The following is a 23,704-nucleotide window of genomic DNA, read 5'->3' on the forward strand; positions in this document are numbered from 1 at the left end:
CGGGGTGCGGAGGGTGGACAGCGCCTTGGGCCGGATGTAGGACAAAAGCATGATGAACTTTGATTGGAGACTGTTCGTAGCCGCCCTAGGCCTTGCGTGTGTTCTTGAGGGAGCGCTGTATACTCTTGCCGCGAACCAGATGCCGCGCATATTGCGACAACTCGCGGAGCGGCCGCCCTCCGAACTGCGGAAGTTCGGATTGACGGCCGTCATCCTCGGTCTTTTGCTTGTGATGTTCGCGCGGTCTTAGGCGCCGCGCGGACTTATTTCTTCTTTTTCTTCTTGGCGGCGGTCTTTTTACTGGCCGCCTTTTTCTTTTTGCGGGCCGTTGCAGTTGCGGATTTTTTGGTGGCCTTCTTGGGCGCCGCCTGTTCCTCCGCCTGTCCCGTGGCCTCGGTCTTCGCTTCTACGGCTTTTGCCGGGGCTTTCGCAACGTCTTTTTCCGGCGCGGGCTGTGTGGCGGCAGTGTCCTTTTTGGGGGCCGTCTGCACAGGCGCTTTGGCCTGCTCCGCCTTCTTGGGCGTTTCGGAAGCGGCATCAGCAGCCTTCGCCGCTTCAGCCGTCTTCTTTTTAGCCGCAGTCGCAGGCTTTTTTGCCTTTTTTGCGGCAGGCGTCTTGGCGTCTTCTGCCTTGGCCTGAGGCTTTTCAGCCGCGGCCTTCTTTTCCGCCTTTTTGGGGGCCGCTTCCGCGTCCTTCTGCGCCGCTTTTGCCGTCTTGGCAGCGGGTTTGGCCGCCGTCTTGGATGAACTGCTCGCCTTCTTCGCGGGTTTCTCCGCAGGCTTCTTTGTCGTCTTTTCAGCCGTGTCCGCAGCCTTCTTGGGTGCGGTTTTCTTTGCGGTGGTCGTCTTGGCCGTGGCGGTCTTCTTCGGCGTTTCAGCGGCCTTGCTCGCCGTTGCCGCGGTTTTGGCGCTCGTCGTCTTTTTCTTGGCCGCAGGTTTTGCCGCCTTGGCCGTGGTGCTGGTTTCCGCCGCGCTCTTTTTGGCCGCCGTCTTGGTTGCGGCTTTCTTCGCCGGAGCGGCCTTTTTCGTGGCCGCCTTTTTCGGCTTTGGCGCGGTAGCCGTGCTGTACGCATCAAGGGCGAAGGCGACGGCGTCCGGGTTGCGGTCCAGCAGGCCGGAGCCCGGCTCCTCGGGCGCTTTGGACGCCTTGGGGGGAGCGGTGATGGCCGCCGCGCTCTTCTGCGCCACATGGATATTCACAATGCCGGACAGCAGCGGGACATGGTAGACCCGCGCAAAGCCCGAGGCCATGATATCACGCGACAGCTCTTCCGGCGTCGGGAAGCCCGTAATCGTATCCGCAAGGTACGAATACGCGTCCCTGTCGCCTGAGAAGACGCGCCCGATGCCCGGCAGCACCGTGTTCAGGTAAAAATTGTACAGCCCCTTCCAGATGGGTGTGCGTCCGGAGCCGAACTCCAAGATGCACATGCGGCCACCCGGGGCCAGCACGCGGAGCATCTCCGCGTAGGCGTCCTCGCGGGGCTTTATATTGCGGATGCCAAAGGCAATGGTCACGTTGTCCACGCAGGCATCCGGCAAGGGCAGAAACCGACCGTCAGCAAGCACAGGCTGGATGCCGGAGTGTGTGCCCGGCTTCAGCTTCGTCTTGCCCTTCATCAGCATGGGCTTGGAGAAGTCCATGGACAGGACGTCCATCTCAGGGTGCTGGCGCTTGATCTCAAGGGAGACATCCAGCGTTCCGGCAGCAAGGTCCAGCGTGCGGCCCGTCGAGCCAGGACGCAGCGTACGGACCAGCCGTTGCCGCCAATAAATGTCCTGACCAAGGCTCAGGAAATGATTGAGAAAGTCGTACCAGCCAGCAATGCGTCCGAACATGCCAGCAACATTGCCAGCATGACGTGAATGGTCGGGATTCTGCATGTGTGTCGAACCGTGCCTGCGTTTAGCGCTGAATCTGCGCGTTGTCGTCCTCAGCGGAGATGGTGGCCAGAACCTCGTTGTATATCTTGGAAAAATAGTCCGGGAAATTGGTCGGTGAAATGCGGCCCGTTTCAATAAACTTCACCACGATCTCTTTCGTGACCTGCAAAGCCTGCTTCTGTAGCTTTTCCACTGGAGCCTCCCTGTGGATGGCGCTTGCGATGCGATAGAGGTTGTCATTGGAAAAACCCGCCCGGGGGGAAACGTCACCTGACCACCGTGTCAAATGAGACCGGGCGGGTAAAAAGAATAACCCGGTAGGCCATCCCTTTTTTTGTGGGCTTTTAGCATCTTGCATCACAGGAGTCGAGGTTTACTCTACAGCGCCGCCACGTGCGCCCCGCCGCATGCTGCGTTTTGCGCAGGCTTTCGAGCATGGCGCTTGCGTTGGCAGGCGCTCTGCGGCGCAGCGTGCAGCGGTGGGGGGAAGTGGTGCCGGGTGCAGGGTGGATGGAGCCATGGGAGAGTTTTTTTGCTCCGCAGGTTTAAGGGCCGTGGGCCCTTAAAAATCCCATGTGCGCACAGGCCGGGTGCCTGTAGAGGTCGCGGTCGTCACCCCTGACGGCTCCCGTCCGTGTGGATAGGAGAGTTTTTTGGGGGGGCGTTGGCGGTGTGTGAAGGGCGGTGAGAATCCCTGTCTGGCGTGGATGAGGAAAAGAGAAAGAACACGAAAAGACAAGAGAACCCGCCCGCCCACCCCTATTTTCGGGGCGGCTTCCGCCCCGAAAATCCTGGGGATTCTCAAGGGTGTCACACCCTTGAGCCGCCGGAGGCACTCTTCATCTTGTCCCCCCCGGAGCGTAAAAACCCCCGGTCCGCCAAGGGCGGGCCGGGGGATTATTTGAAAGCGGTGGCGGTAAAGCGCGCCGTGGCGCGTTGCCGCTAGTCGTCGCCGAGGGATTTGGCGAGGGCGGCGATTTCTTCGCGTATGATGCGTGCTGCGGCGGCGGGGACGGCCTGTTCCATGTGCTGTTCCACTTCGGCCACGATGGTGTCCTTGAGGCTGCTGGAGAGCTGGCTATCCACTTCGCGGTGCAGTTCGGCGCGCAGGTCGTCGATTTCTTCGAGCAGGGCCTTTTTGAGCGTGGTGGCGATTTCGGCTTGCAGTTCCACCTTGATGGACGCCTTGAGTTCGTCGAGGGACTCGGGCGACGGGGTGGCGTCTGTTTCTGCCAGTTGCTCTTCAAAGGCGGAGAAGCGTGCGTCGAGGCGTTCGTCCAGCGCGGTGCCGACGGAGGACTCAAGGGCGTCCAGCCGTGCCAGAATGCGGTCCAGCGCAGGCGCTGCGGGCTGCTGCGGCTCGGTGGCCGGTTCGGCCTGCTCGGGCGCGGCGGGTGCCGCCTCCGGCGTGGGCGCGGGCGCTTCGGAAGCCTCAGGGGCTTCGGGCTGTGCAGATTCGGCCTCAACGGGAGCCTCGGGCTCGGCCGGAGCTTCCGGCGTTGGCGCTGGGGCTTCCTCGGTGGCCGGGGCTTCGGCTGTTTCGTCAGCAGGTTCCGCGGCAGGCTCTGCGGGGGCGGCTTCGGGCTGCACGTCCGCGCTTGCGGCGAGGGTGTCGAGGTCCGGCCCGGGCTCGGCGTCGGCGTCTATGCCGTCGTCTTCGGGCAGGTCAAAGGAGTCAACGTCCTCGATGTCCGCAAGGTCGGCGAGATCATCCAAGTCGTCCAAGTCGCCGAGGTCGTCCATTGCGTCGCCTAGTCCATCGTCCGCTGCTTCTGCTGCGGGCGCTTCGGCCTCGGGCTCTGCGCTGCTGGCTTCATCGGCGGATGATTCGGCGGCTTCAGGCTCCGCTGCGGCTTCCGGCTCTTCGGTCGCGGGAGCTTCTGCCGCAGGTTCAGGAGCGGGTTCCGGCTCCATAGGCTCGGGCTGCGCGGCGGGCTCGTCTTCTGCTGGTGCTTCTTCGGCGGCAGCTTCGGCTGGAGCGGGCTGAGAATCAGCGCCGGCGGTGTCTGTGGGTTCCTCTGCGGGCTCCTCTGCGGGAGCGCTGGCGGCTTCTTCGGCGGGCTGGTCGGCCTCGGGCGCATCGTTGCTGCCGAGGTCGGCGGCAAGGGCGTCGAGGTCGTCATCGCCAAGGTCACCAAGGTCGTCCAAATCGCCAAGGTCGGGCATGGCGTCATCCATGTCCGCTTCGGCATCTTCGAAAATTTTGTCTTCGTCAGGCAGGGCTGGCGCTTCGGGCGCGGGCTTTTTGGGTGCTTCGGGTTCCGAAGCGGCCTGCGGCTGCTCGTCCTGTGTGGGGTCGTCTGCGGGGGCGTCGTCCTGTGTGTCGGCGCTGGGTTCATCCAGTCCGTCCAGCAGGTCGTCCAGTCCACTCAGGTCGATGTCGTCGTCATCGCCAAGGTCGGTGTCATCGTCGTCTGAGGCGGCAATGTCGTCGAGGGCGCTGAGGTCGATGTCATCGTCTCCGGCGTCGTCTGCGCCGGATTCGGTATCGGCATCAGAATCGCCGCCAAGGAGGGCGTCGAGGTCATCAAGGTCGCCGAGGTCGTCCAAATCGCCAAGGCCGAGGTCGTCGTCCTCGTCGTCTTGGGGGGCGTCGGCAGTGGGGGCGGCGTCTGGTTCGGGCGCGGGCTTTTCGGGGGCGTCGGTAAAGTCGGCGGCGAGGGTGTCGCTTTCTACTTCGTCGAGCAGGGAGTCGATGTCGTCCATGTCGTCGAGGTCGTCGAGTCCGCCGAGGTCGTCGTCAGAGGTGGCGTCTGGTTCGGGCGCGGGCGTGTCGTCGCCAGCCTCGTCCTGCGCATCGCTTTGGGCGTCGGCGTCGTCGTCCAGTCCGAAGTCCTCGTCGAGGTCGGAAAGGTCGATTTCCTGCACATCATCGCCATCTGCGGCGTCGTCGTCGGAAAACAGCTCTTCGAGTTCCTGCTCGAAGCTGAGGTCCATGTCCTCGTCCGACGTGGCTTGGTCCCCATCAGAGAGGTCACCTTTTTTAATGATGTCGGTGAGTTCGAGGATTTCCTCGTTTTTGCCGTTTTCCGGAGCCATGGCGTTACCTCTGGGTTATCCGTGGGGTCTTACGTAGAAGGGGGCCGCTGTGCGGCCCCCAAGACAGCATCATGATTTAGGGATGGCAGGCAGACTTTCTGCAGCCAGTGAGTTCCCGCTTCATCTCTCTGTCCTTGCCGGCGACGTCGCCGTGGCAGCTAATGCAGGACTGAACGTCCTTCACGCGGCGGTTGTGCATGGCCTTGTAGTAAGAGTCGGGACCCTTGGCCTTGCGGTCGAAGTTGTCGTGGCAACCGGCATCGGAGCACTTTTTGATGGCGGAAGAGCCATCCCACTGGTGGTGACAGTCTTTGCACTCGTAGTCACCGTGAGTGGAGTGATTGAAGGTGACAGGCTTTTTGGTAGCCTCCATCTTCAGTCCGTCGGCGGGCGCGTCAGCTGCGTTCAGCACGGGCAGAGCGCAGAAACTCGCAATGGCGAAGCATACAACGCCCAAGAAAAGGATCTTCTTCATCTCGCGTTTACCTCCTCATAGGTAATGATAAAGTATTCACATCGTTCTCACTATTGCACCCGCCGTCAGGTGTCAAGCAGGATGGACGTGAATCGCCGCTAGTGCGTGATGAATTGCGAGGTTTCTGCAAAACTATACCACAAGGGGCGAATCACGCAAACATACGTGATGTATCAGCGTTGATTCTGTCCGCACGGCGACATTTTGCGCGGCTGCGGTAGATGGAGGGTGTGGGGCGGGGCCGTGTTACGGGCGTTCTCGGAGCAGACGGTACGTCCGCGTTGCGAGCCAATCTAGGACCATGGCGGGGTTGACAGCCGTTGGCAGGCTGAGGGCGTCCTCTGCATGGGCGAGGGTTAGGTCGAATTTTTTCAGTCGGCCTAGGTCAAGGCGCGCGGCAAGCTGCGCGCCCATGGGTGAGGGCGAGCGCCCGGCCAATATGGCGGTGAGGTCCTTGCGGCAGGCTAAAACAACCTTGAGGGCAATATCGCGTGTGACGGCGCCCTTGGCGCCGGTTTTGGCAAACCAGCCCGTGCCGCTTTGGGCGAATTGCCCAAGGGCGCGCAGCCAGTCCGCGGCTTCGCCGTCAAGGCCGCCGCCGTGGGGCCACGGCAGGGTCAGCACCCAACTGCGCGAAACCAGCGTCGGCAGCAGGCGTTCGCGCTGCGGGGCCAACAGGACAAACAACGTGCCCGGGCACGGCTCCTCAAGGGATTTCAGCAGGGCGTTGGCCGCCGCGACGATAAGCTCCTGCGCTTCGGCAAGAATGACCACACGCTTGCCGTCGCCGCGCGGGGGCTGGCCGAATAGGGGCTTGAGTTCGCGCACGTCGTCGATTTTGATTTTGCCTTCGCGGCCGTCAAGGAGCTTGATATCCACATGCACGCCCTGCTCAATCTGAACGCAGGCGGGGCAGTGGCCACAGGCCGTGCGGGTGGCGCAGTTGTTGAGGCGCGCCCAGTGCATGGCCATATCCATACGTTCATCCACGGTTCCTCCCTCAAGAAGGAGAACCTGCGGCTGGGTGTCCACAAGACGGGTAAGAACGTCCTGAATTCTGCTGTGCTGTGCTGTGGCGGTCATTCGTATGCTCCGTGGCGGCGCGTGGTGTTTGGTCCGGAAGCGGACGCGGCGCGTCACCGGATTCCGGCGGTGTACCGCAAGCGGGGTTGTATGGCAAACGCGGGACTGCTATCCACAAGGCAAACCTTATGGAGGCTTTGGAGTGGATATACAACGACAGGCAGAGCGTGTGGCCTTTGAGCTTGGTGAGGCGCTGGTTCGGCGGGAATGGTCCGTGGCCACGGCGGAATCGTGCACCGGCGGCCTGATTGCCAATACTTTGACGAACGTGCCGGGCAGCTCGCGCTGGTTTCGCGGCGCGGTGGTGGCCTATGCTAATGATGTAAAGACGGCGCTGCTTGGCGTTGGCGGCAGTGTGCTGGCGGCGCATGGCGCGGTGAGCCGCGAAACCGTAGAAGCCATGGCACCGGGCGCGTGCCGCGCCGTGGGCACGCAGTGCGCTGTTGCGGTCTCCGGCATTGCCGGGCCGGACGGCGGCACGCCGGACAAGCCTGTTGGCACGGTGTGGATTGGCTGGAGCGTGGACGGCGCGGTGTCCTCGCAGGTGTTCCATTTTGCGGGCGACCGCGACGCCGTCAAGGCGCAGACCGCGCAGGCCGCCATTGAGGGCTTGCTCCAGCGGGTGGGGTAGCCTGCCGTGGGAGGGACGATGCGTGACGGCATCCGCGCGTTTATTGGTGTGCCGCTGCCGCAGGAGTATCAGGCGGCGCTTGGGGAGCTGGGTACGTGGCGCAGCCGCCTTGCCTCGCGCACCACGTGGACGCGGCCCGGAAATTGGCATGTGACGCTCCGGTTTCTTGGCGAGCTGTCGCCGCAGAAGCTGGACGAGGTGAAGGTGGCCCTTGGCGGCGTATCGTTTGCGCCGTTTTCTTTGCGGGCCGGAGGCGGCGGCACGTTTCCGCGGCGGGGAAAGCCGCGTGTGGTGTGGGTTGGCGTCGAGGAGGGCAGGCAGGAGCTTGTCCGCCTTGCAGACGCCGTGAACAGGGCGCTTTTGCCCCTTGGGTTCCCCGAAGAGGGGCGCCCCTTTTCGCCGCACCTCACCGTCTGCCGCGTGCGCGAGGCGCGCGGCGACAGGTGGGCAGCGCTGATTGATGCGTTAAGCGATCGGGAGTGGGCGTCTGTGCCGGTGGACCGGTTCACCCTGTGGCGCAGTACATTGACGCCGCAGGGTGCGCAGTATGGGGTGGTATCCGAATATGGGGCCACGTCCGTGTAGCCCCAAGGCTTCGGGAAGACTGTGGTGCGGCGGAAGGCCAGTCCTTTGGCCCGCCGCGCGGGGCAGCCGCTAGGCCATGTAGTCGCCGCGGTTGAGCTTGATGCGCTCGGTCACGGCGAGGACTTCCACCTCGTCGACAATGGCGCCCGCTTGCGGGTTGTCATTGGCGAGGTTTGGCCACTTCTCGCGGATGTCGGCAATGCCGTTTTCAATGGAGGTCAGTTCGCCATCAGCCTGACGCAGAGTCGCTTCAGGCGAGCCGAGCTTCGCGGCATAATTTTCCCATCCATTCAAGAGGTTTTCCAGCGTGTCCATGACGTGCTGTCCCGTCTGCGAGGGTTCACCGGACTGGTCTGTGCCCTGAGCCGTGAGGATTTGGCCGGGCAACAGCCCGGTCATGGGAGGCGTGGGGGCCGTCCCCTGCGTCTTGGACGCCTCCTCGCTCTTCCCGATCGTCTCGGCGAGAAGCTTGCCAAACTCGTCCCCGTTCGTCTTCTGAACGCGGCCGTGTTTTGCTTGCTCCTGTTCGAGGGCTTTAATCTGATCAGGATGGATTTTCATGACACACTCCTATCCGTATGGTGTTTCCCTCGGTATAAGCAAATAGCTTGCCAATGCCGGTAGGAAGCCAACTTTCCGTAATGCTTGATGCTCCGCATGCCGCGCGGCGGCAAAAAATTCCCCAGCAGATTGGTGGTGCGTTGCGCTCCTGCGCCGTGCAGGGAGTTGTGCATGCCTTGGCGTGTACCCGTCAAGTTTACGGAAGAAAAAAGCCCTTGTCGAACCGGGGGAAGTATGGGTAGGGATGAGGTGTATGACTCCCGGAAGGTCCGGAACGCTCTTTTCCTTGATACTGGACGCATGCACCGGCCGTATGCCGGTGTTGCAAGCACCAACCGGAGGCAAGTTCCATGGTACAAGTGAACAAGATTCTATGCGCCGTCGACTTTTCTGACTACAGCCCCAGCGTTGCCGAATATGCTCAGGCCCTTGCCAAGTGCATGAGTGCAGAGGTTGTTGTGCTGTATGTTGCGCCGTCGCTCAATCAGTACGTCGGCTTCCATGTTCCGCCCTCAAGCATCGAGACCTTTGTTGGCGAAATTGTCAGCGGGGCGGAATCCACCATGAATGAATTCATTGAAAAGAATTTTACCGACGTTCCCGTGACAGGGCGCGTGGGAACCGGGTATGCTGCGGAAGAAATTCTGGAGGCGGCCCAGACCGAAGGCGTGGACATGATTGTCATCGGTACCCACGGGCGCAAGGGGATAGACCGTATCCTCTTTGGTTCCGTGGCGGAAAAGGTGGTCAAGAGTGCCGCATGCCCCGTCCTGACTATTCGCCCGGAAGCCTAACGGTTGGGGCGCGTTGCCAAAACACACACCAAGGGCCGTGGTTCCATGAGGACCCCGGCCCTTTTTTCATGGAGGAGAAGGCCAATGGTACAGATGAAACGAATCTTGTGCGCGGTGGATTTTTCGGAGTACAGTGGTCATGTGGCGGAGTATGCCGCCACCTTGGCGGCGTGCAGTGACGCCGAGGTGACGGTCTTTTACGCCGCGCCGTCCTTTGACCAGTATTTGAGCTTTGATGTGCCGCTGACGCGTATTGAGGACCTTGTGGGTGGCATTATGCAAGGCGCGCACGACAAGATGAAGGCCTTCGTGGCGGAGCAGTTTCCCGGCAAAAACGTGACGGCACGCGTGGCGACCGGGTACCCCGCGCAGGAAATAGTCGGCGAGGCCCGTCGGATGCACGCAGATGTCATCGTGATGGGAACCCATGGCCGGGAGGGGCTGGACCGCGTCATCTTTGGCTCTGTGGCCGAGAAGGTGTTGCTGGCCGCGCCCTGTCCGGTACTCACCGTCCGCCCCCGGGCAGTCAGGGAGGACGACGACGAGGAATAGGAGGAAGAACGGTATGAAGGACATTCAGAAGATTTTCTGTGCCATTGATTTTTCCGGACACAGCGCCAAGGTGGCGGAATATACCCGCATGCTGGCGCTGTGCATGTCCGCCGAGGTGGTGGTATTTTACGCCGCGCCCACGCTGGAGCACTATGCCGGGTTTGATGTGCCCGCCAGCAAGCTGAACGCCGTGGTGGGCGACATTATCTCCGGCGCGGAGAAGAGCATGGACGACTTTGTGGAAAAGCATTTTGCCGGGCTTAAGGTCACGCCGAAGGTCGTCAGCGGCTATCCGGCGGACGAAATCCTTGCCATGTCGGATGCGGAGGACTGCGACCTTATCGTTATCGGCACCCATGGCCGAAAGGGACTGGACAGGCTCCTGTTTGGTTCCGTAGCCGAAAAGGTGGTGAAGTCGGCCACAAGGCCGGTGCTCACCGTGCGTCCTGAAGCCTAGATTCCCCGTGGTGCGGGGCGCGCTGTGAGCGCCCCGCACCATTGACTTTCCTGCCGCTTTCCATTCTCATCTGCCCCGCATAGTCAAAAGGAAACCGTTCACCCTTATGCGCGCGCCGCGTCCTGCGCCGCGCGCTCACACCCGTGAGGCATTCGTCATGGATTTGCAGAAGACCGTTCAGCCGCAGGTGCCGGAGTTCAAACCCTACAGCCCCGGACTGGCCATTGAAGAGATTCAGGAGCGTTACGGCCTTGGCCGCGTGGTCAAGATGGCCAGCAACGAAAACCCCCTCGGCACTTCCCCCGTGGTGCACAAGGCGCTGACGGAGCATGCCGCGCTGGCCTTTCGGTATGCGCAGGCCGGGACACCGCGCCTGTGCCGCGCGTTGGCGGAGCATCTGGGCGTGCCGCAGGAGTGTGTGGTGGCGGGCAACGGTTCCGATGAAATCATTGACCTGCTGGTGCGGGTGAAGGCGCGCCCCGGACGCGACAATATCATTGCCTTTTCCCCGTGCTTTTCCATGTATGGCCTTCAGGCGCGGCTGTGCGGGGTGGAATTCCGCCAGACGCCGCTGAACCCGGATTTCAGCTTTCCATGGGACGCGCTGGTTGGTCTTGCGGATGAGAATACGGCCCTGTGCTTTGTGACCACGCCGGACAACCCCTCGGGCTATACCCCGGATGTGGAGGACCTGAAGGCCCTCGCGCGGCGGTTGCCGCCGCAGTGTCTGCTGGTTGTGGACGAGGCGTATATGGACTTCGTCGAGGACCCGGCCGCGCATTCCCTGATGGGCTGTTTGGATGCATTCCCTAATGTGGCGGTTTTGCGCACCTTCTCCAAGCTGTACGGGCTGGCGGGGCTGCGCCTTGGGTATGGGGTTATGCCCGCGTGGCTTGCCAGCTACTGCGCGCGGGTGAAGCCGCCGTTCTCCGTGAATATTCTTGCGGAGGTGGCGGGGCTTGCCGCTCTCGAGGATGCGGATTTTGTCCGCGCCACCCGCCGCGCTGTAAGTGAAGGACGGCAGTATCTGCGCACGGAGTTGACGGAGATGGGCTTTACGGTGCATCCCTCGCAGGCCAACTTTCTGCTGACGGAGATGCCAGCCGCTTCGCCGCTGGATGCGGGCGAATTTGTGGAGCGTTTGCTCCAGCGCGGTATTATTATCCGTCCTATGGGCAGCTACAATATGCCGCGCTCGGTGCGCATCAGCATCGGCAGCGCGGAGGAAAACCGCGAATTCATCGCCACCGCCAAGGAGATTCTGGCCGATGCCTAAGCCGCTTATTGTGACTATTGACGGACCTGCCGGTGTAGGAAAGACCACGCTGGCGCGCCGCACCGCCCAAGCCTTGGGTGTGGCCTATCTGGACACGGGCGCCATGTTCCGCACCACCGCCTTGGAGCTTGGTTCCGGGGCGGATGCGCTGGCCGCCGACGACTTGGACGCGCGCCTTGCCGCGTTGGAGTTCACGTTGTCCGGAGAGGGCGAGGCGTCGACGCTGTTCGTCAATGGCCGCCGTATCGGTGAGGAAATCCGCACGGAAGAGGTGGGCATGATGGCTTCGCGCGTGGCGGTGCTGCCGCAGGTGCGGGCCTTCCAGAAGCTGGCCCAGCAGCGCCTTGGCCGCGCGACTTCCCTTGTGGTGGAGGGGCGCGATATGGGCACCGTGGTCTTCCCCGACGCCACATGCAAGATTTTCCTCGACGCCACGCCGGAAGTGCGCGCCGAGCGCCGGTTTAAGCAATTGCAGGAGATGGGCAAGCCCGCCGACTTGGACGCGCTGGCCCAGCAGATTCGCGAGCGCGACGACATGGACCGAAACCGCGCCGAAGCCCCCCTGCGCCCCGCTGATGACGCCGTTATCATCGATACCTCGCACATGACCATTGATGAGGTTTTTGCCGCCATTACCGCCACCGTGGAGGCCGTGCGCGCCCATGGCGCGTCCGCCGCGCCGGAGCGCAGGGCAGGGACGTCCTTTCAGGACGGACCGGATGTGTGGTTTGTGGGCGCTGGTCCCGGTGACCCGGAGCTCATTACCGTGAAAGGGCAGCGCCTTGTGCGCGAGGCCGACGTGGTGATCTATGCCGGGTCCCTTGTGCCGCGCGCCATTGTTGCCGAAGCGCGCGAGGACGCCGAAGTGTACGACTCCGCGCCCATGAACCTTGACGAAACCCACGCCCTTATCCGCGAGGCCGTGGCGGCGGGAAAGTCCGTTGTGCGCGTGCATACGGGCGATCCGGCCTTGTATGGCGCGGTGCGAGAGCAGGCGCGGTTGCTGGATGCCGACGGCATCACGTGGCAGGTCGTTCCCGGCGTCACGGCGTCCTTTGCTGGCGCCGCCGCGGCAGGGCTGTCCTTCACCGTGCCGGAGAAGACGCAGACGCTGATTATTACCCGCATGGAGGGACGTACGCCCGTGCCCGAGGGCGAACGTCTGCGCGAGCTTGCGCGGCATGGCACGTCGCTGGCTATTTACCTGTCCGCAGGTGACCCGGAGGGCCTTCAAAGTGAATTGGAAGCCGCAGGGCTGGCGGGCGATGTCCGGGTGGTGCTGGCCTACCGCGTGGGCTGGCCCGAGGAGACCCTCGCCTATACGACGCTTTCGGAGCTTGCGGTGACTGCGCGCGAGAATGGCTTTACCCGGCAAACCGTCTTCCTCATCCTGCCCGGCGAGGATGACGAAGAGCATGTCTCGAAATTGTATGACAAGAATTTTGCCCACGGCTACCGCGCCTAGCGCGCCGTGACGCTTCGGCCCCGCCGCGTACTGCGCAGCGGGGCCGCGTTGTCTGTGGTGGAAGGGCGCGTGGGCTGGCCTGCATGGGCAGGTCATAACGCGGCAGCCTAAGGCCGGATATTTCAAGTGACCCTGTGGAAAATGGAGGTGCGCCTGTGGAGAGTCTCGTCATCCCAACGCAGTCCCGGGAAGAGTTGGTCAACATCACATCCGCCGTACAGGACAAGGTCCGCGCCATGGGTTGGACCGACGGCGCACTCCTCCTGTGGTGCCCGCACACCACAGGCGCGGTGACGGTCAACGAGGGCGCGGACCCCGACGTCATGCGCGATATCGTCGTCAACATGCGAAAACTCGTCCCGCACCGGGGCGACTACCACCACGCCGAAGGCAACTCCGACGCGCATATCAAGTCCAGCATGTTTGGTTGCGACCAGATGGTCATTGTCGAAGACGGACGCCTGCAACTGGGGACGTGGCAGAGTATCTACTTCTGCGAATTCGACGGCCCGCGGACGCGCAAGCTGTGGCTGAAGTGGCTTGGGGCATAGGAGTGCGCTCCGGTCGCGATGTGTTTATGGCAGAAATGAAAGCCCCCGGATTGGTCCGGGGGCTTTTTTGCGAGCGGAACCGCATTTGCCAGGACGCAGTAAGGCGAGAGAAAGGGGGTGACGGTGCGCGGTGGATATGATGTAGGGTTTTAATCGGGAAAAGATTGTAAAAGGCTGAGGGGCGGAAGGCTGTATAGTGAAAAAAAGATGCTCAAAAGTTCATGTTTTGATTTTACATGTGCTGTTTAAGGTAGTGTATTGGGCATTGTATGGGAAAAGGCGTGCACCTCGTATTTTTTATTTTGCAAATACAGAAGAAAAACGTTTGACTTTGTTCTCCGGTTGCATGTAGAACCTACAAATCGATTTGAGCGAAGTGCAGTGTTCATCTGAGCATCTGCACAACACACTTCCCCACCTTTTTTCGGGGATGACTTTATTCGGAGTTTATCTATTTTGACCAAGAATATCTATGTCGGCAATCTGTCCTGGGAATGCACCAATCAAGATCTTCAGACCCTTTTTGCTGGTTACGGCGAGGTTTCCTCTGCCCGTGTGATCGAAGATCGTGAGACCGGTCGTTCCCGTGGTTTCGGCTTCGTGGAAATGGAAGCCGCAGGTGCCGAACAGGCTATTGAGACGCTCGACGGCTCGCAGTTCCTCGGACGCGACATCAAAGTGAACGAATCCAAGCCCCGCGAGCGTCGTCCTCGCTACTAAGCGAGACACTTTGCGATTTAAAGCCCACCTTTTGGTGGGCTTTTTTTTGTGCTTTTTTGGGGGGCTATGCTGGAAGCGAGGGTAACCGCCCACAAAAAAACGGCGGCCCCTGTGGAGCCGCCGTTTGTCGTTTCGCGTCTGTCCGCGCGGGACTATTCGTCCTTGAGGCCGCGCGTCATGAGTTCGTGCACGGCGTCCTGCGGGTTCTTGTCGTTGTAGAGGACATCGTAGAGCTGTTCGGTGATGGGCAGGCTGACGCCGAGCTTTTGGCCCAGTGTGTAGACGGCTTCCGTGGTTTTAACGCCTTCGGCAACCGACCGCATTTCTTCCAGAATGTCCACCAGCCGCTGGCCCTGTCCGAGTTTGAGGCCCACCTGGCGGTTGCGCGAGGAGTCGCCCGTGCAGGTCAGGACCAAGTCGCCGAGGCCGGAAAGGCCTTGGAAGGTGGCGGCCTTGGCGCCCAGTGCTTCGCCGAGGCGACTCATTTCCGCAAGGCCGCGGGTAATCAGGGCGGCGCGGGCGTTGGAGCCGAAGTTCAGGCCGTCGGAGACGCCGGCGGCGATGGCCATGATGTTCTTGAGCGCCCCGCCAAGCTCCACCCCGCGGTAATCCGAGGTGGTGTAGATGCGGAACGTTTCCGAGGACAGGGTTTCCTGAATGGCCTTGCCACGTTTTTCGTCAGCGCAGCCGAGGGTGACGGTGGTGGGGATGTCGCGGCTGACTTCGTCCGCAAAGGACGGGCCGGACAGCATGGCAAAGCGCGGCTTCAGCGGCGCAAGCACGTCGTCCACAACCTGCGACATGGTCATCAAGGTCTTCAGCTCAATGCCCTTGTTGGCGCAGATGATGGTTGGTTTTTTGGGCAGATGGGGGCGAAAGCCCTCCAGCGCCTTGCGGGTGTACTGCGCGGGCACAACCCACACGAAGTATTCAGCGCCTTCGGTGGCATGGGCCACATCGGTGGTGGCCTGGAGGCGCTCATCCAGTGTGATGCCGGGAAGGTACCAAGAGTTTTCATGGTCCCGGTTGATCTTTCCAACTACTTCTCGTTCGCGGGCCCAGAGGACCGTTTCCAGCCCCTTGCGGGCAAAGACGTTGGCGAGGGTCGTTCCCCATGCGCCAGCTCCAATCACGGCTATCTTCATATGGCAGCGACTCTCCGTTTAAGAGGGTGTTGATGCGATGGCAGCGTTTGCGTATGCCGATGGCATGCCGCATAGCTACATATCCTGCGCGCCAACGCAAGGCAAGGATGGCGGTTGCAAGGGGGCGAGCCCTTGGGTATCACAGGTCCTTCGGGTGCACGCCCGAACCACCCTTAACAGCAAAGGACGACGAGAATATGGCAGCACGCACTTTCACCGCGTCCCAGCGCGAGGTTCTGCGCCGGATTCAGGGCAATCTGCCCGACAGCCCTACGCCCTTCGCGGATATCGCCGCCGAAGTCGGCGTCACCGAAGAAGAGGTTTTGGAGCTTGTCCGCGGCCTCAAGGCCGACGGCGCTATCCGGCGCTTTGGCGCAACCCTCAGGCACCAGAAGGCCGGGTATTCCCATAATGCCATGGTTGCCTGGTTTGTGGAGGACGGGGTTGATATTGACGAAGTTGGCGCCAAAATGGCCGCCCGCCCCGAAATTTCCCATTGCTACCATCGCCGGAACTGCATGGACTGGCCCTATAATATCTATACCATGATTCATGGCCAGTCCCCGGACGATTACAAACGCGTCGTCGAAGAACTCATCGAGGAAACCGGCGTAACGCAATATGATGTTCTGGAAAGCCTGAAGGAACTCAAAAAATCCTCCATGGTCTACTTTTAGGCGCCGCCTGCACGGGCGCGCCGCGCCCGCGGCGTGTTGCCCGCCGCCCCGCATTACCGGGGCGAAGCATGCCATGGATGACGCCGCCCGCGCGGCGCAGAGCTGCAACCACACGTGACGCGACGGACCGCCGTGCGATGCCCCCCGCATGGCTACATCCCGCACAGACGTTTCTGTATGGGGGACAAGGCCGAAGGACCGGCGCTAACGCGCCGCGCCCAGACGCCGGAGGTTCACTATGAGTACATCGCACAAGCTTTTTGAATTGGCGAAAAACGTCATCCCCGGTGGCGTGAACAGCCCGGTGCGCGCCTGCCTGAGCGTCGGCGTGGACCCGCTTTTCATCGACAGCGCGCAGGGCGCGCATCTCACCACCGTGGACGGCGAAAAGCTGCTTGATTTCGTTATGTCTTGGGGCCCCATGCTCCTTGGCTACTCCCACCCCGAGGTGCAGGCCGCCGCAGCTGCTGCAGCCGCCAAAGGCTCCAGCTTTGGCGCTCCCTGCGCGCAGGAAGTTGAAATGGCCGACGCCGTGGTGCGCACCGTGCCCTCCATCGAGATGGTCCGCATGGTCAGCTCCGGCACCGAGGCCACCATGAGCGCCCTGCGTCTTGCCCGTGGCTACACCGGCCGCAGCAAGGTGCTGAAGTTCGTCGGCAACTACCACGGCCACTCCGACAGCTTCCTCGCCAGCGCCGGTTCCGGTGTTGCGACCCTGTCCATCCCCGGTACCCCCGGTGTGCCCGAGGAGACCGTGGCCCACACCCTGCTGGCCCCATACAACGACATCGACGCCGTCCGCGACGTCTTCGCCAAGCATGGCGACGAAATCGCCGCCGTCATCGTGGAGCCCTGCGCGGGCAACATGGGCCTTGTTCTGCCTGCCGAAGGCTTCCTGCAGGGCCTGCGCGACGTGACCACCGAGTACGGCGCACTGCTTATCTTTGACGAGGTCATCACCGGTTACCGCGCCTCCCTTGGCGGCGCGCAGGGCCGCTTTGGCATTACCCCGGACCTGACCACCCTCGGCAAGATCATCGGCGGCGGCTACCCCGTGGGCGCCTACGGCGGCAAGCGCGAAATCATGGAGCGCATCGCCCCCTGCGGCGACGTGTATCAGGCCGGAACCCTCTCCGGAAATCCCGTGGCCATGGCCGCCGGTCTCGCCACCGTGAAGCTCCTTGAGCAGGCCGACTACGCCGCTCTGGAAGCCCGCACCGCCGCCCTTGTGCAGGACGTAAAGGCCATCTTTGCCGAGAAGTCCATCCCCGTGCAGGTCAACACCGTGGCGTCCCTGTTCACCGTGTTCTTCGCCGAAGAACCCGTGGTGGACTTCGAGTCCGCGCAGAAGGCCGACGGCGAGCGCTATGCGTCCTTCTACCGGCAGATGCGCCAGAGCGGTATCAACCTCGCCCCGTCCGGCTATGAATGCTCGTTTACGTCCTTCGCCCACACCGAAGCCGACTACGACGCCTTCCTGTCCGCCGTGCGCAAGGTGCAGTTCTAAACCGCAGGAGACCATCATGCCCGTCCCGGAACGTGCCGATCATGAAGCGGTCGCCATCTATGCCGTAACACAGGCCGGTGCGCGTCTGGGACGGGTTCTTGCCCGCGAGCTTGGCGGTGAACTGTTCGTCTCCGAACGCTTCGCCGCCGAGTTTGGCGCGGCCTCCTTTCCGCGTCTTGTGCCCTTTGTGGCCCAGACTTATTCCCGCTACGCCCGCCACGTGTTCATCACGGCCGCAGGTATCGCCGTCCGCGCCGTTGCGCCCTTGCTGCGCGGCAAAGACCGCGATCCCGCCGTTGTGGCTGTGGACCAGCGCGGGCGCTACGCCGTCAGTCTTGTGTCCGGCCATCTCGGCGGCGCAAACGACCTTGCCCGCGCCGTGGCCGCCGTCACCGCCGGGCAGGCCGTTGTAACCACCGCCACGGACACCGAGGACTTGCCCTCCCTCGACACCATGGCGCAGGAGCGCGGCCTTGGCATCGCCAATCTTGCCGCCGTCAAGGACGCCAACATAGCGCTCCTCAGTGGCGAAGTGCTCCAAGTCTTCGACCCCGACGATTGGCTGGGCCTTCGCGAGCCGCAAAGTCCCGGTTTGCCCGATTGGACTCGGCATTTTGCGTTCATTGCCAGCCTTGCCGAATGGCGCTCCGGCGCCCCCGGAGTTGTGGTGACGCACTCCGCCATCACGCCGCAGCCCGGCATGCTGGTGCTGAATCCGCCCACCCTTGCCGTAGGCGTCGGCTGTCGCCGCGGGGTGAGTCAGCAGGATATTCAGGAGCATCTGCGCGCCGTTTTTCAGGAAAATGGCCTTGCCCTCGGCTCCATCCTCGGGCTAGGGAGCATCGTCGCCAAGAACGACGAGGAAGGCCTGCTTGCCGCCGCCGCGGATTTCGGCGTCGGTCTGTTTTTTTATGAATCCGAAGAACTCTCCGCCGTGGACGCGCCCAATCCATCACAGCGCGTTATCGAGCGGATGGGAGTACCCAGCGTATGCGAAGCAGCGGCAATGCTGTTGGCAGGGGCGACGACGCTCCTCGTCCAGAAAACGAAAAGCGACCGGGTGACCGTAGCAGTCGCGCAGGTTCCCTGACGGTTATAGGCCTCGGCCCCGGCGACAACGCGCTTTTGGCCCCCATGGCTACCCGCGCCCTTGAGGCGTGCGATGCCATCGTCGGCTACGGCACCTACATGGACCTCGTCCCCGACTCCCTCAAAGCCGGTAAAAAGCACATCGTCACCGGCATGAAGAAGGAACTCGACCGCGTCAGCGCCGCCGTGGACGCCGCGCAGGATGGTCAGGACGTTGTCATCATCTCCAGTGGCGACTCCGGCGTTTATGGCATGTCCGGCCTCGCCCTTGAAATTATCGAGCAGCGCGGTCTGCTCGGTGAGCTTGCCTTTGAAGTTGTCCCCGGCATCCCCGCCCTCAGCGCCGCCGCGTCCTTGCTTGGCGCGCCGCTGATGCACGACTTCGCCGTGGTCAGCCTCTCCGACCTGCTCACGCCGTGGGAGCGCATTGAAAATCGCGTGGCCCACGCCGCCGCCGCAGATTTCGTCATCGTGCTCTACAATCCGCGCTCGCGCCGCCGCGACTGGCAGCTTGCCCGCGCCATCGAGCGCGCCCGCGAGCACCGCGACCCCGCAACGCCCGTCGGCATCGTCCGCAACGCCTACCGCGAAGGGCAGGATGTGCGTACCTGTCGTCTCGATGAATTCGATCCGGAAACCGTCGATATGCTCACCATTGTCATCATCGGCAATTCCCAAACCCGCTTTGCCGGAGCATCGCTCCTGACCCCTAGAGGATACGCCGACAAGTACGATCTGAAAGGACAGGACTAAATGCGACGCACCCTCTGCGGGCTGACAGTGCTCCTCGCACTGCTCGCCCCCGTGGCCGCGCTGTCGGTCAACGCCCCCAAGAGGCCAGACCGCGTTATCGTCACCCGGCCCCGCGGCATGTATCCCCAAAAGCTGCGCGTTCCCTTTCCGCATCAGCGCCACGTCACAATGGCCTGTCAGGACTGCCATCACACGCTCAATGCCCTCGGCAGCGTCGAGAAGTGCTCCACATCCGGCTGTCACGACATGGTCGCCCCGCACTGCCCCCGCGAGATGCGCTCCGGGCGCTACTTCAAGAACGCCTTCCACAAGAGCAAGGCCAGCTGCCGCGGGTGCCACAAGGCCCGCCAGCAAGCCCATGAAAAGTCCGGCCCCACGCGGTGTCGCGGCTGCCACAGCGTTCGCCGCTCCTAGCCCCTCGCGCGTACAGGTCGGTTGCCAAAAATAACACCGCCCCAACCCCTGATAGCTTTCGCGTCAAGGGCTGGGGCGTTTTGCTGTGGGGCGTTGGCCGGAGTGGTGGGGCTGTGTGCGGGAGGGTGGTGTTTGTTAGCGTTGGGAGAAGAGTTTTTTGCTCCGCAGGTCTAAGGGCCGCGGGCCCTTAGAGATCCCATTTGCGCACAGACCGGTTGCCTAGGGAAGGGACTGTCGTCACCCCTATGAGGCTCCCGGTCGTTGGAAGGGGGATTTTTTGGGGGTAAGGGGGATGTTTTGGTGTTTGTTGGCGTTGGGAGAAGAGTTTTTTGCTCCGCAGGTCTAAGGGCCGTGGGCCCTTAGAGATCCCATTTGCGCACAGACCGGTTACCTGGGGAAGGGGCTGTCGTCACCCCTGTGAAGCTCCCGGTCGTTGGGAGGGGGAATTTTTTGGGGGGGCGTTGGCGCTGTGGAATGGCGGTGAGAATCCCTGTTGATCGGGAGGATGTGGAGTGGTGTGGAGTGGGATTTAGGGCGGCCAGCCCGCCATCCAAGAGTGGGACCATGTCCCTTTAGCCCAACACTCCCCAATCACCATCCCCCGCGCGAGGCACGGAATCCCAGAGCATTCGGACGCTTCTAAGCGTCCAGAGCGGCCCAGCCCGTGCCGCGCTCCGCCATACGCCCTCCGCCAAAACTTGCGGACAGCACCCAGTCAGCCCGCCACGATTAATAAAACCTCACCACCCGAGCCTAAACCTCCCTAACCACCAGACCCCCGCGCGAGGCACGGAAACACCAAAGCATTCGGACGCTTCTAAGCGTCCAGAGCGGCCTAGACCGTGCCGCGTTCCACCATCCGCCTACCGCCAACTCCCGTGTACAGCACCCGGTCAGCCCGCCATCCATCCATCAAAACCTCACCACCCGAGCCTAAACCTCCCTAACCACCATCCCCCCGCGCGAGGCACGGAATCCCAGAGCATTCGGACGCTTCTAAGCGTCCAGAGCGGCCTCGCCCGTGCCGTGCTCCGCCATACGCCCACCGCCAACACCCGCGCACAGCACCCGGCCAGTCCGCCCACACTAGCCTAAAAACCACGCCCGAGGCCGCCTCGCACTCACCACCTCCAACAATCCGGCTCCGGCCGGAGGGGGGCGGGTGTCCAGAGGGTGCGGGGGGAATCCTGCAAGGTTCCCCCAACACCCTTTGGCCGTCGGAGACACGGCGACAACATACAGAAATTCCATCGAAAGCATCTCTCGGCCCCGCCAACACAACACCCAACCACCAAGGCCGCTTTCCCTCGACACCGAAAGCACCTCTCGCCCCCGCCAACACAACGTCCACCCACCAAGGACTCTCTTCCCTGCCTTCTCCCCCCCCCCAAAAAAAAACAAACCACCCCGACCGGTAGGAGGCAACCAGTCGGGGTGGCAGTCTTAAGGGAGGACGAAAGGGGGGTGCGCTATGCGACGTCGCGTGTGGCGGCGACGGCCGCGATGTCCGTCTCTCCGGTGCGGATGCGCAGGGAACGTGTTATCTCGGTGACGAAGATGACGCCATCGCCTTCGGCTCCGGTGCGGGCACCTTCTGTTATCGCGTCGAGGGCTGCATCCACAAAGTCCTCGTTGACGCCGATTTCAAGGCGAATCTTCTTGAGCAGGGTGACCTCCACCGGCAGGCCGCGATAGGTCTCGACAAACCCTTTTTGGCGGCCGCTGCCCAGAACGTTTGTGACGGTCATGCTGAAGATATCCTTGGCGTACAGGGCCTTTTTCACTGCGTTGAGGCGCTCGGGCCTGATGTATGCTGTGATGAGTTTCATACTTTTCTCCGGCGGTGGTTATTCGGTGGTGAAGATCTGGAAGCCGTTGTAGGACTCCACGCCATGCTCGGCGATATCGAGGCCTCGGAGCTCTTCGTTTTCTTCAACGCGCAGGCCCATGAAGGCTTTGACTGCGGCGAAGGTGACGACGCCGGTACCGAAGGCCCAGCCGAACACGGAGGCAACGCCGAGGGCCTGAATTCCTAGCTGCGTGAATCCGCCGCCGTAGAAGAGGCCAGTGATGTCGCCGTAGCCGGGGGCGGCCATGAGGCCGACCATCAACGTGCCGTAGGCGCCGCAGACGCCGTGTACGGAGATAGCGCCCACCGGGTCGTCCACCTTGAGGACCGTGTCAATGAACAGGACGGACAGGACAACCAGAATGCCGCCGCCGAAACCGGTGAGAAGTGCTCCCATGGGGGAGAGTTCGTAACAGCCTGCCGTGATGGCGACGAGTCCGGCCAGCGCGCCGTTCATGGTCATGGACGGTTCGGGGTGACCGAAGCGCAGCCATGCGGTGATCATGGCGCCGAGTGTGCCTGCAGCAGCGGCGAGGGATGTGTTGACCGCGATGTAGCCGATAGTCCCGTCGGCGGTGGTGGTGGAGCCGGGGTTAAAGCCGAACCAGCCAAACCACAGGATGAAGACGCCAAGGGCCGCGAGGGGCATGTTGTGGCCGGGCAGGGCGTAGGCCTGTCCATCCGCGCCGTATTTGCCCACACGGGGGCCGACGGCCATGGCGCCGGCAAGGGCGATCCAGCCACCAACGGAGTGTACAACGGTGGAGCCGGCAAAGTCCGCAAAGCCCATGCTTTCAAGCCATCCACCGGACCCGCCCCACAGGCCGCCCCAGCACCAGTGGCCGGAGATGGGGTAGATAAGGCCCGTGACAACCATGCTGACGGCGATGTAGGCCGAGAATTTGGTGCGTTCGGCCACGCCACCGGACACGATGGTTGCGGCGGTGGCGGCAAACACGCTCTGGAAGAACCAGAAGGTCAGCGTCCACATGCCGTCCGGTGTGGTGGCGTCGACGCCCATAAGGCCGAAGCCGCTGCCACCAATCATGGACCCGATGCTGTCGCCGAACATCAGCGCGAAGCCGAAGAGGAAGAAGGCGACGGAGCCGACGGAGAAGTCCAAAAAGTTTTTCATGATGATGTTGCCCGCATTCTTTGCGCGGGTGAAACCGGTCTCAACCATGGCAAACCCAGCCTGCATGAACATGACGAGGATAGCGGCGAGCAGCGTCCACAGAATGTTGGCGTTATCCTGACTCAGCATGGCCTGCGACTCTGCTGCAAAGGCGGCAACGGGAGTGGTGGCGATGACGGCCAGTGTGAGCGCACCCGCAAAGGGGAGCGATAAGGGACGCTTGGGACTGAGCCAGAACACAGACATGAGAGACCTCCTTTTCGGCGCCGCTTGCGGCACCATTTGCGGAAATTCCGCCCCACAGAATCGGGGCGCGACATATCTGCTACAGCAAGCCCCGGGCCAAACTTGATAACACTCCGAAATGATGGGAGTTGTTGAATATCCCCGGACAGCGCAAGATGATAAGTGCGACAAAAATTAACAAAAAAAGCATTTATACACGCTATATAAAATTACAAAAAAGTTAATTTAGAGTTTTTAGATAATACTACGAAAATACTGCGAAAAACCCACCTCTCCGACAAAATGGCAGCCTGAAATGTCAGAATTTCGTGAAAACGGTGCGCCGGGGCTGGTGGGGAGTGGGAGGGGTGTGCAGATGTTTGGGGCTTGGGTTGTTTTGTGTCCTCGTCACAGGGCGAGGCGCTGGCGATGTGGGGCGCTGATGGGGCCTGAAAGAGATGGCGCTCTGTAGAGAAGAGCACCGTCGCGTCAGTAGGCATTGACCTAAAGCGTCCATGTGCCCCCATCCCTCCTATCCTCCAGCGACAACTGCATCCCCGGCATTTCACCCCCACCCACACCACAGCTCCCCACCCCCAATATTGGGATTCTCAAGGGCAACGCCCTTGAGCAGCGTTGCTCTCTTGATCTCTAAGCCCCTTCGTCCTTTCAGGCCGAACGGACGAAGAGCTCAAGCCAGCGGAGCTATCCTCTTGACCGCGGCGTCGCGACCCGGCCCATCCTAGGGCACCGCATTCGGCGCCCCTCATGCGCAACGCCCTTGAGCAGCGTTGCTCTCTTGATTTCTAAGCCCCTTCGTCCTTTCTGGCCGAACGGA

General features: G+C 62.1%; 24 protein-coding genes and 1 pseudogene. 16 read left to right on the forward strand and 9 right to left on the reverse strand.

Features of this window, described 5'->3' with window-relative positions:
• Positions 1-49 precede the first annotated feature (49 nt).
• Entirely contained in the window at positions 50-250 is a 201-nt protein-coding gene (locus tag ACYQ2T_RS10500; RefSeq protein WP_404843852.1) for a DUF2065 domain-containing protein, read from the forward strand.
• A gap of 13 nt (positions 251-263) precedes the next feature.
• Here the strand turns inward: ACYQ2T_RS10500 and ACYQ2T_RS10505 are convergent, their stop codons facing one another.
• From ACYQ2T_RS10505 to ACYQ2T_RS10525, 5 genes are all read right to left on the reverse strand, one after another.
• Positions 264-1,838, reverse strand: a complete 1,575-nt coding sequence (locus ACYQ2T_RS10505; protein WP_459900421.1) for a ubiquinone/menaquinone biosynthesis methyltransferase — start codon at positions 1,836-1,838, stop codon at positions 264-266.
• A 67-nt stretch (positions 1,839-1,905) separates the two neighbouring features.
• Positions 1,906-2,076 carry a hypothetical protein gene (locus ACYQ2T_RS10510; RefSeq protein WP_404843850.1) on the reverse strand — a complete coding sequence of 57 codons (171 nt, stop codon included), beginning with the start codon at positions 2,074-2,076 and terminating at the stop codon, positions 1,906-1,908.
• A 749-nt stretch (positions 2,077-2,825) separates the two neighbouring features.
• Complete coding sequence (locus ACYQ2T_RS10515; protein WP_459900424.1) at positions 2,826-4,922, reverse strand: hypothetical protein; 2,097 nt, start codon at positions 4,920-4,922, stop codon at positions 2,826-2,828.
• Between the two features lie 76 nt (positions 4,923-4,998).
• Complete coding sequence (locus ACYQ2T_RS10520) at positions 4,999-5,397, reverse strand: cytochrome c3 family protein (RefSeq protein ID WP_459900426.1); 399 nt, start codon at positions 5,395-5,397, stop codon at positions 4,999-5,001.
• 246 nt (positions 5,398-5,643) lie between these two features.
• Positions 5,644-6,480 (reverse strand): DNA polymerase III subunit delta', encoded by an 837-nt coding sequence (locus ACYQ2T_RS10525; RefSeq protein WP_459900428.1) that lies wholly within the window; start codon positions 6,478-6,480, stop codon positions 5,644-5,646.
• Between the two features lie 142 nt (positions 6,481-6,622).
• Here ACYQ2T_RS10525 and ACYQ2T_RS10530 point away from each other — a divergent pair, with 142 nt between their 5' ends.
• Both ACYQ2T_RS10530 and thpR read left to right on the forward strand, forming a co-directional pair.
• Positions 6,623-7,111 carry a CinA family protein gene (locus tag ACYQ2T_RS10530; RefSeq protein ID WP_459900430.1) on the forward strand — a complete coding sequence of 163 codons (489 nt, stop codon included), beginning with the start codon at positions 6,623-6,625 and terminating at the stop codon, positions 7,109-7,111.
• A gap of 18 nt (positions 7,112-7,129) precedes the next feature.
• Positions 7,130-7,696, forward strand: coding sequence for an RNA 2',3'-cyclic phosphodiesterase (thpR, locus tag ACYQ2T_RS10535; protein ID WP_459900432.1), 567 nt, complete (start codon positions 7,130-7,132; stop codon positions 7,694-7,696).
• Positions 7,697-7,765: 69 nt separating this feature from the next.
• Here thpR and ACYQ2T_RS10540 read toward each other — a convergent pair whose 3' ends face one another.
• The gene (locus tag ACYQ2T_RS10540) at positions 7,766-8,257 is read right to left on the reverse strand and encodes a hypothetical protein (RefSeq protein WP_404843844.1); all 492 of its coding nucleotides are present in this window, start codon (positions 8,255-8,257) and stop codon (positions 7,766-7,768) included.
• Between the two features lie 350 nt (positions 8,258-8,607).
• Between ACYQ2T_RS10540 and ACYQ2T_RS10545 the strand changes: the two genes are divergently transcribed.
• The 8 genes and pseudogenes from ACYQ2T_RS10545 to ACYQ2T_RS10580 all read left to right on the forward strand — a co-directional run bounded on the left by ACYQ2T_RS10545 (position 8,608) and on the right by ACYQ2T_RS10580 (position 14,072).
• Positions 8,608-9,051: a universal stress protein gene (locus ACYQ2T_RS10545; protein ID WP_404843843.1), complete on the forward strand. Its 444-nt coding sequence runs from the start codon at positions 8,608-8,610 to the stop codon at positions 9,049-9,051.
• Positions 9,052-9,135: 84 nt separating this feature from the next.
• A complete protein-coding gene (locus tag ACYQ2T_RS10550; RefSeq protein ID WP_459900434.1) occupies positions 9,136-9,603 on the forward strand; it encodes a universal stress protein in 468 nt (155 codons plus the stop codon).
• A 13-nt stretch (positions 9,604-9,616) separates the two neighbouring features.
• Positions 9,617-10,060: a universal stress protein gene (locus tag ACYQ2T_RS10555; RefSeq protein WP_404843841.1), complete on the forward strand. Its 444-nt coding sequence runs from the start codon at positions 9,617-9,619 to the stop codon at positions 10,058-10,060.
• Between the two features lie 157 nt (positions 10,061-10,217).
• The gene (gene hisC, locus ACYQ2T_RS10560; RefSeq protein ID WP_459900436.1) at positions 10,218-11,336 is read left to right on the forward strand and encodes a histidinol-phosphate transaminase; all 1,119 of its coding nucleotides are present in this window, start codon (positions 10,218-10,220) and stop codon (positions 11,334-11,336) included.
• A pseudogene (cmk, locus tag ACYQ2T_RS10565) lies at positions 11,329-11,970 on the forward strand ((d)CMP kinase); the annotation flags it as partial. The gene hisC and the pseudogene cmk, both read left to right, overlap by 8 nt.
• Positions 11,971-12,066: 96 nt before the next feature.
• On the forward strand, positions 12,067-12,801 hold the full coding sequence (gene cobM / locus ACYQ2T_RS10570) for a precorrin-4 C(11)-methyltransferase (RefSeq protein ID WP_459901617.1): 735 nt from the start codon (positions 12,067-12,069) through the stop codon (positions 12,799-12,801).
• 155 nt (positions 12,802-12,956) lie between these two features.
• Positions 12,957-13,352, forward strand: coding sequence for a secondary thiamine-phosphate synthase enzyme YjbQ (locus tag ACYQ2T_RS10575; protein WP_459900438.1), 396 nt, complete (start codon positions 12,957-12,959; stop codon positions 13,350-13,352).
• 456 nt (positions 13,353-13,808) lie between these two features.
• Positions 13,809-14,072, forward strand: coding sequence for an RNA-binding regulator (locus ACYQ2T_RS10580; protein ID WP_404843835.1), 264 nt, complete (start codon positions 13,809-13,811; stop codon positions 14,070-14,072).
• Between the two features lie 152 nt (positions 14,073-14,224).
• Here ACYQ2T_RS10580 and ACYQ2T_RS10585 read toward each other — a convergent pair whose 3' ends face one another.
• Positions 14,225-15,217, reverse strand: a complete 993-nt coding sequence (locus ACYQ2T_RS10585) for an NAD(P)H-dependent glycerol-3-phosphate dehydrogenase (protein WP_459900440.1) — start codon at positions 15,215-15,217, stop codon at positions 14,225-14,227.
• Between the two features lie 197 nt (positions 15,218-15,414).
• On the opposite strand from ACYQ2T_RS10585, the gene ahbB reads away from it, so the two are divergent.
• From ahbB to ACYQ2T_RS10610, 5 genes are all read left to right on the forward strand, one after another.
• Positions 15,415-15,894, forward strand: coding sequence for a siroheme decarboxylase subunit beta (gene ahbB, locus ACYQ2T_RS10590; protein ID WP_404843833.1), 480 nt, complete (start codon positions 15,415-15,417; stop codon positions 15,892-15,894).
• Between the two features lie 238 nt (positions 15,895-16,132).
• Positions 16,133-17,401 carry a glutamate-1-semialdehyde 2,1-aminomutase gene (gene hemL / locus ACYQ2T_RS10595; protein ID WP_459900442.1) on the forward strand — a complete coding sequence of 423 codons (1,269 nt, stop codon included), beginning with the start codon at positions 16,133-16,135 and terminating at the stop codon, positions 17,399-17,401.
• Between the two features lie 16 nt (positions 17,402-17,417).
• Positions 17,418-18,491 (forward strand): cobalt-precorrin 5A hydrolase, encoded by a 1,074-nt coding sequence (locus tag ACYQ2T_RS10600; RefSeq protein WP_459900444.1) that lies wholly within the window; start codon positions 17,418-17,420, stop codon positions 18,489-18,491.
• A 44-nt stretch (positions 18,492-18,535) separates the two neighbouring features.
• Positions 18,536-19,243 carry a precorrin-3B C(17)-methyltransferase gene (gene cobJ / locus ACYQ2T_RS10605; RefSeq protein WP_459900445.1) on the forward strand — a complete coding sequence of 236 codons (708 nt, stop codon included), beginning with the start codon at positions 18,536-18,538 and terminating at the stop codon, positions 19,241-19,243.
• Positions 19,244-19,657, forward strand: a complete 414-nt coding sequence (locus tag ACYQ2T_RS10610) for a cytochrome c3 family protein (RefSeq protein ID WP_459900446.1) — start codon at positions 19,244-19,246, stop codon at positions 19,655-19,657.
• Positions 19,658-21,126: 1,469 nt separating this feature from the next.
• Here the strand turns inward: ACYQ2T_RS10610 and ACYQ2T_RS10615 are convergent.
• Both ACYQ2T_RS10615 and ACYQ2T_RS10620 read right to left on the reverse strand, forming a co-directional pair.
• A complete protein-coding gene (locus ACYQ2T_RS10615) occupies positions 21,127-21,486 on the reverse strand; it encodes a P-II family nitrogen regulator (protein WP_404843828.1) in 360 nt (119 codons plus the stop codon).
• A gap of 18 nt (positions 21,487-21,504) precedes the next feature.
• Positions 21,505-22,887, reverse strand: coding sequence for an ammonium transporter (locus tag ACYQ2T_RS10620; RefSeq protein ID WP_459900448.1), 1,383 nt, complete (start codon positions 22,885-22,887; stop codon positions 21,505-21,507).
• Positions 22,888-23,704: the final 817 nt, after the last annotated feature.

This window comes from Desulfobaculum senezii, assembly GCF_054657395.1.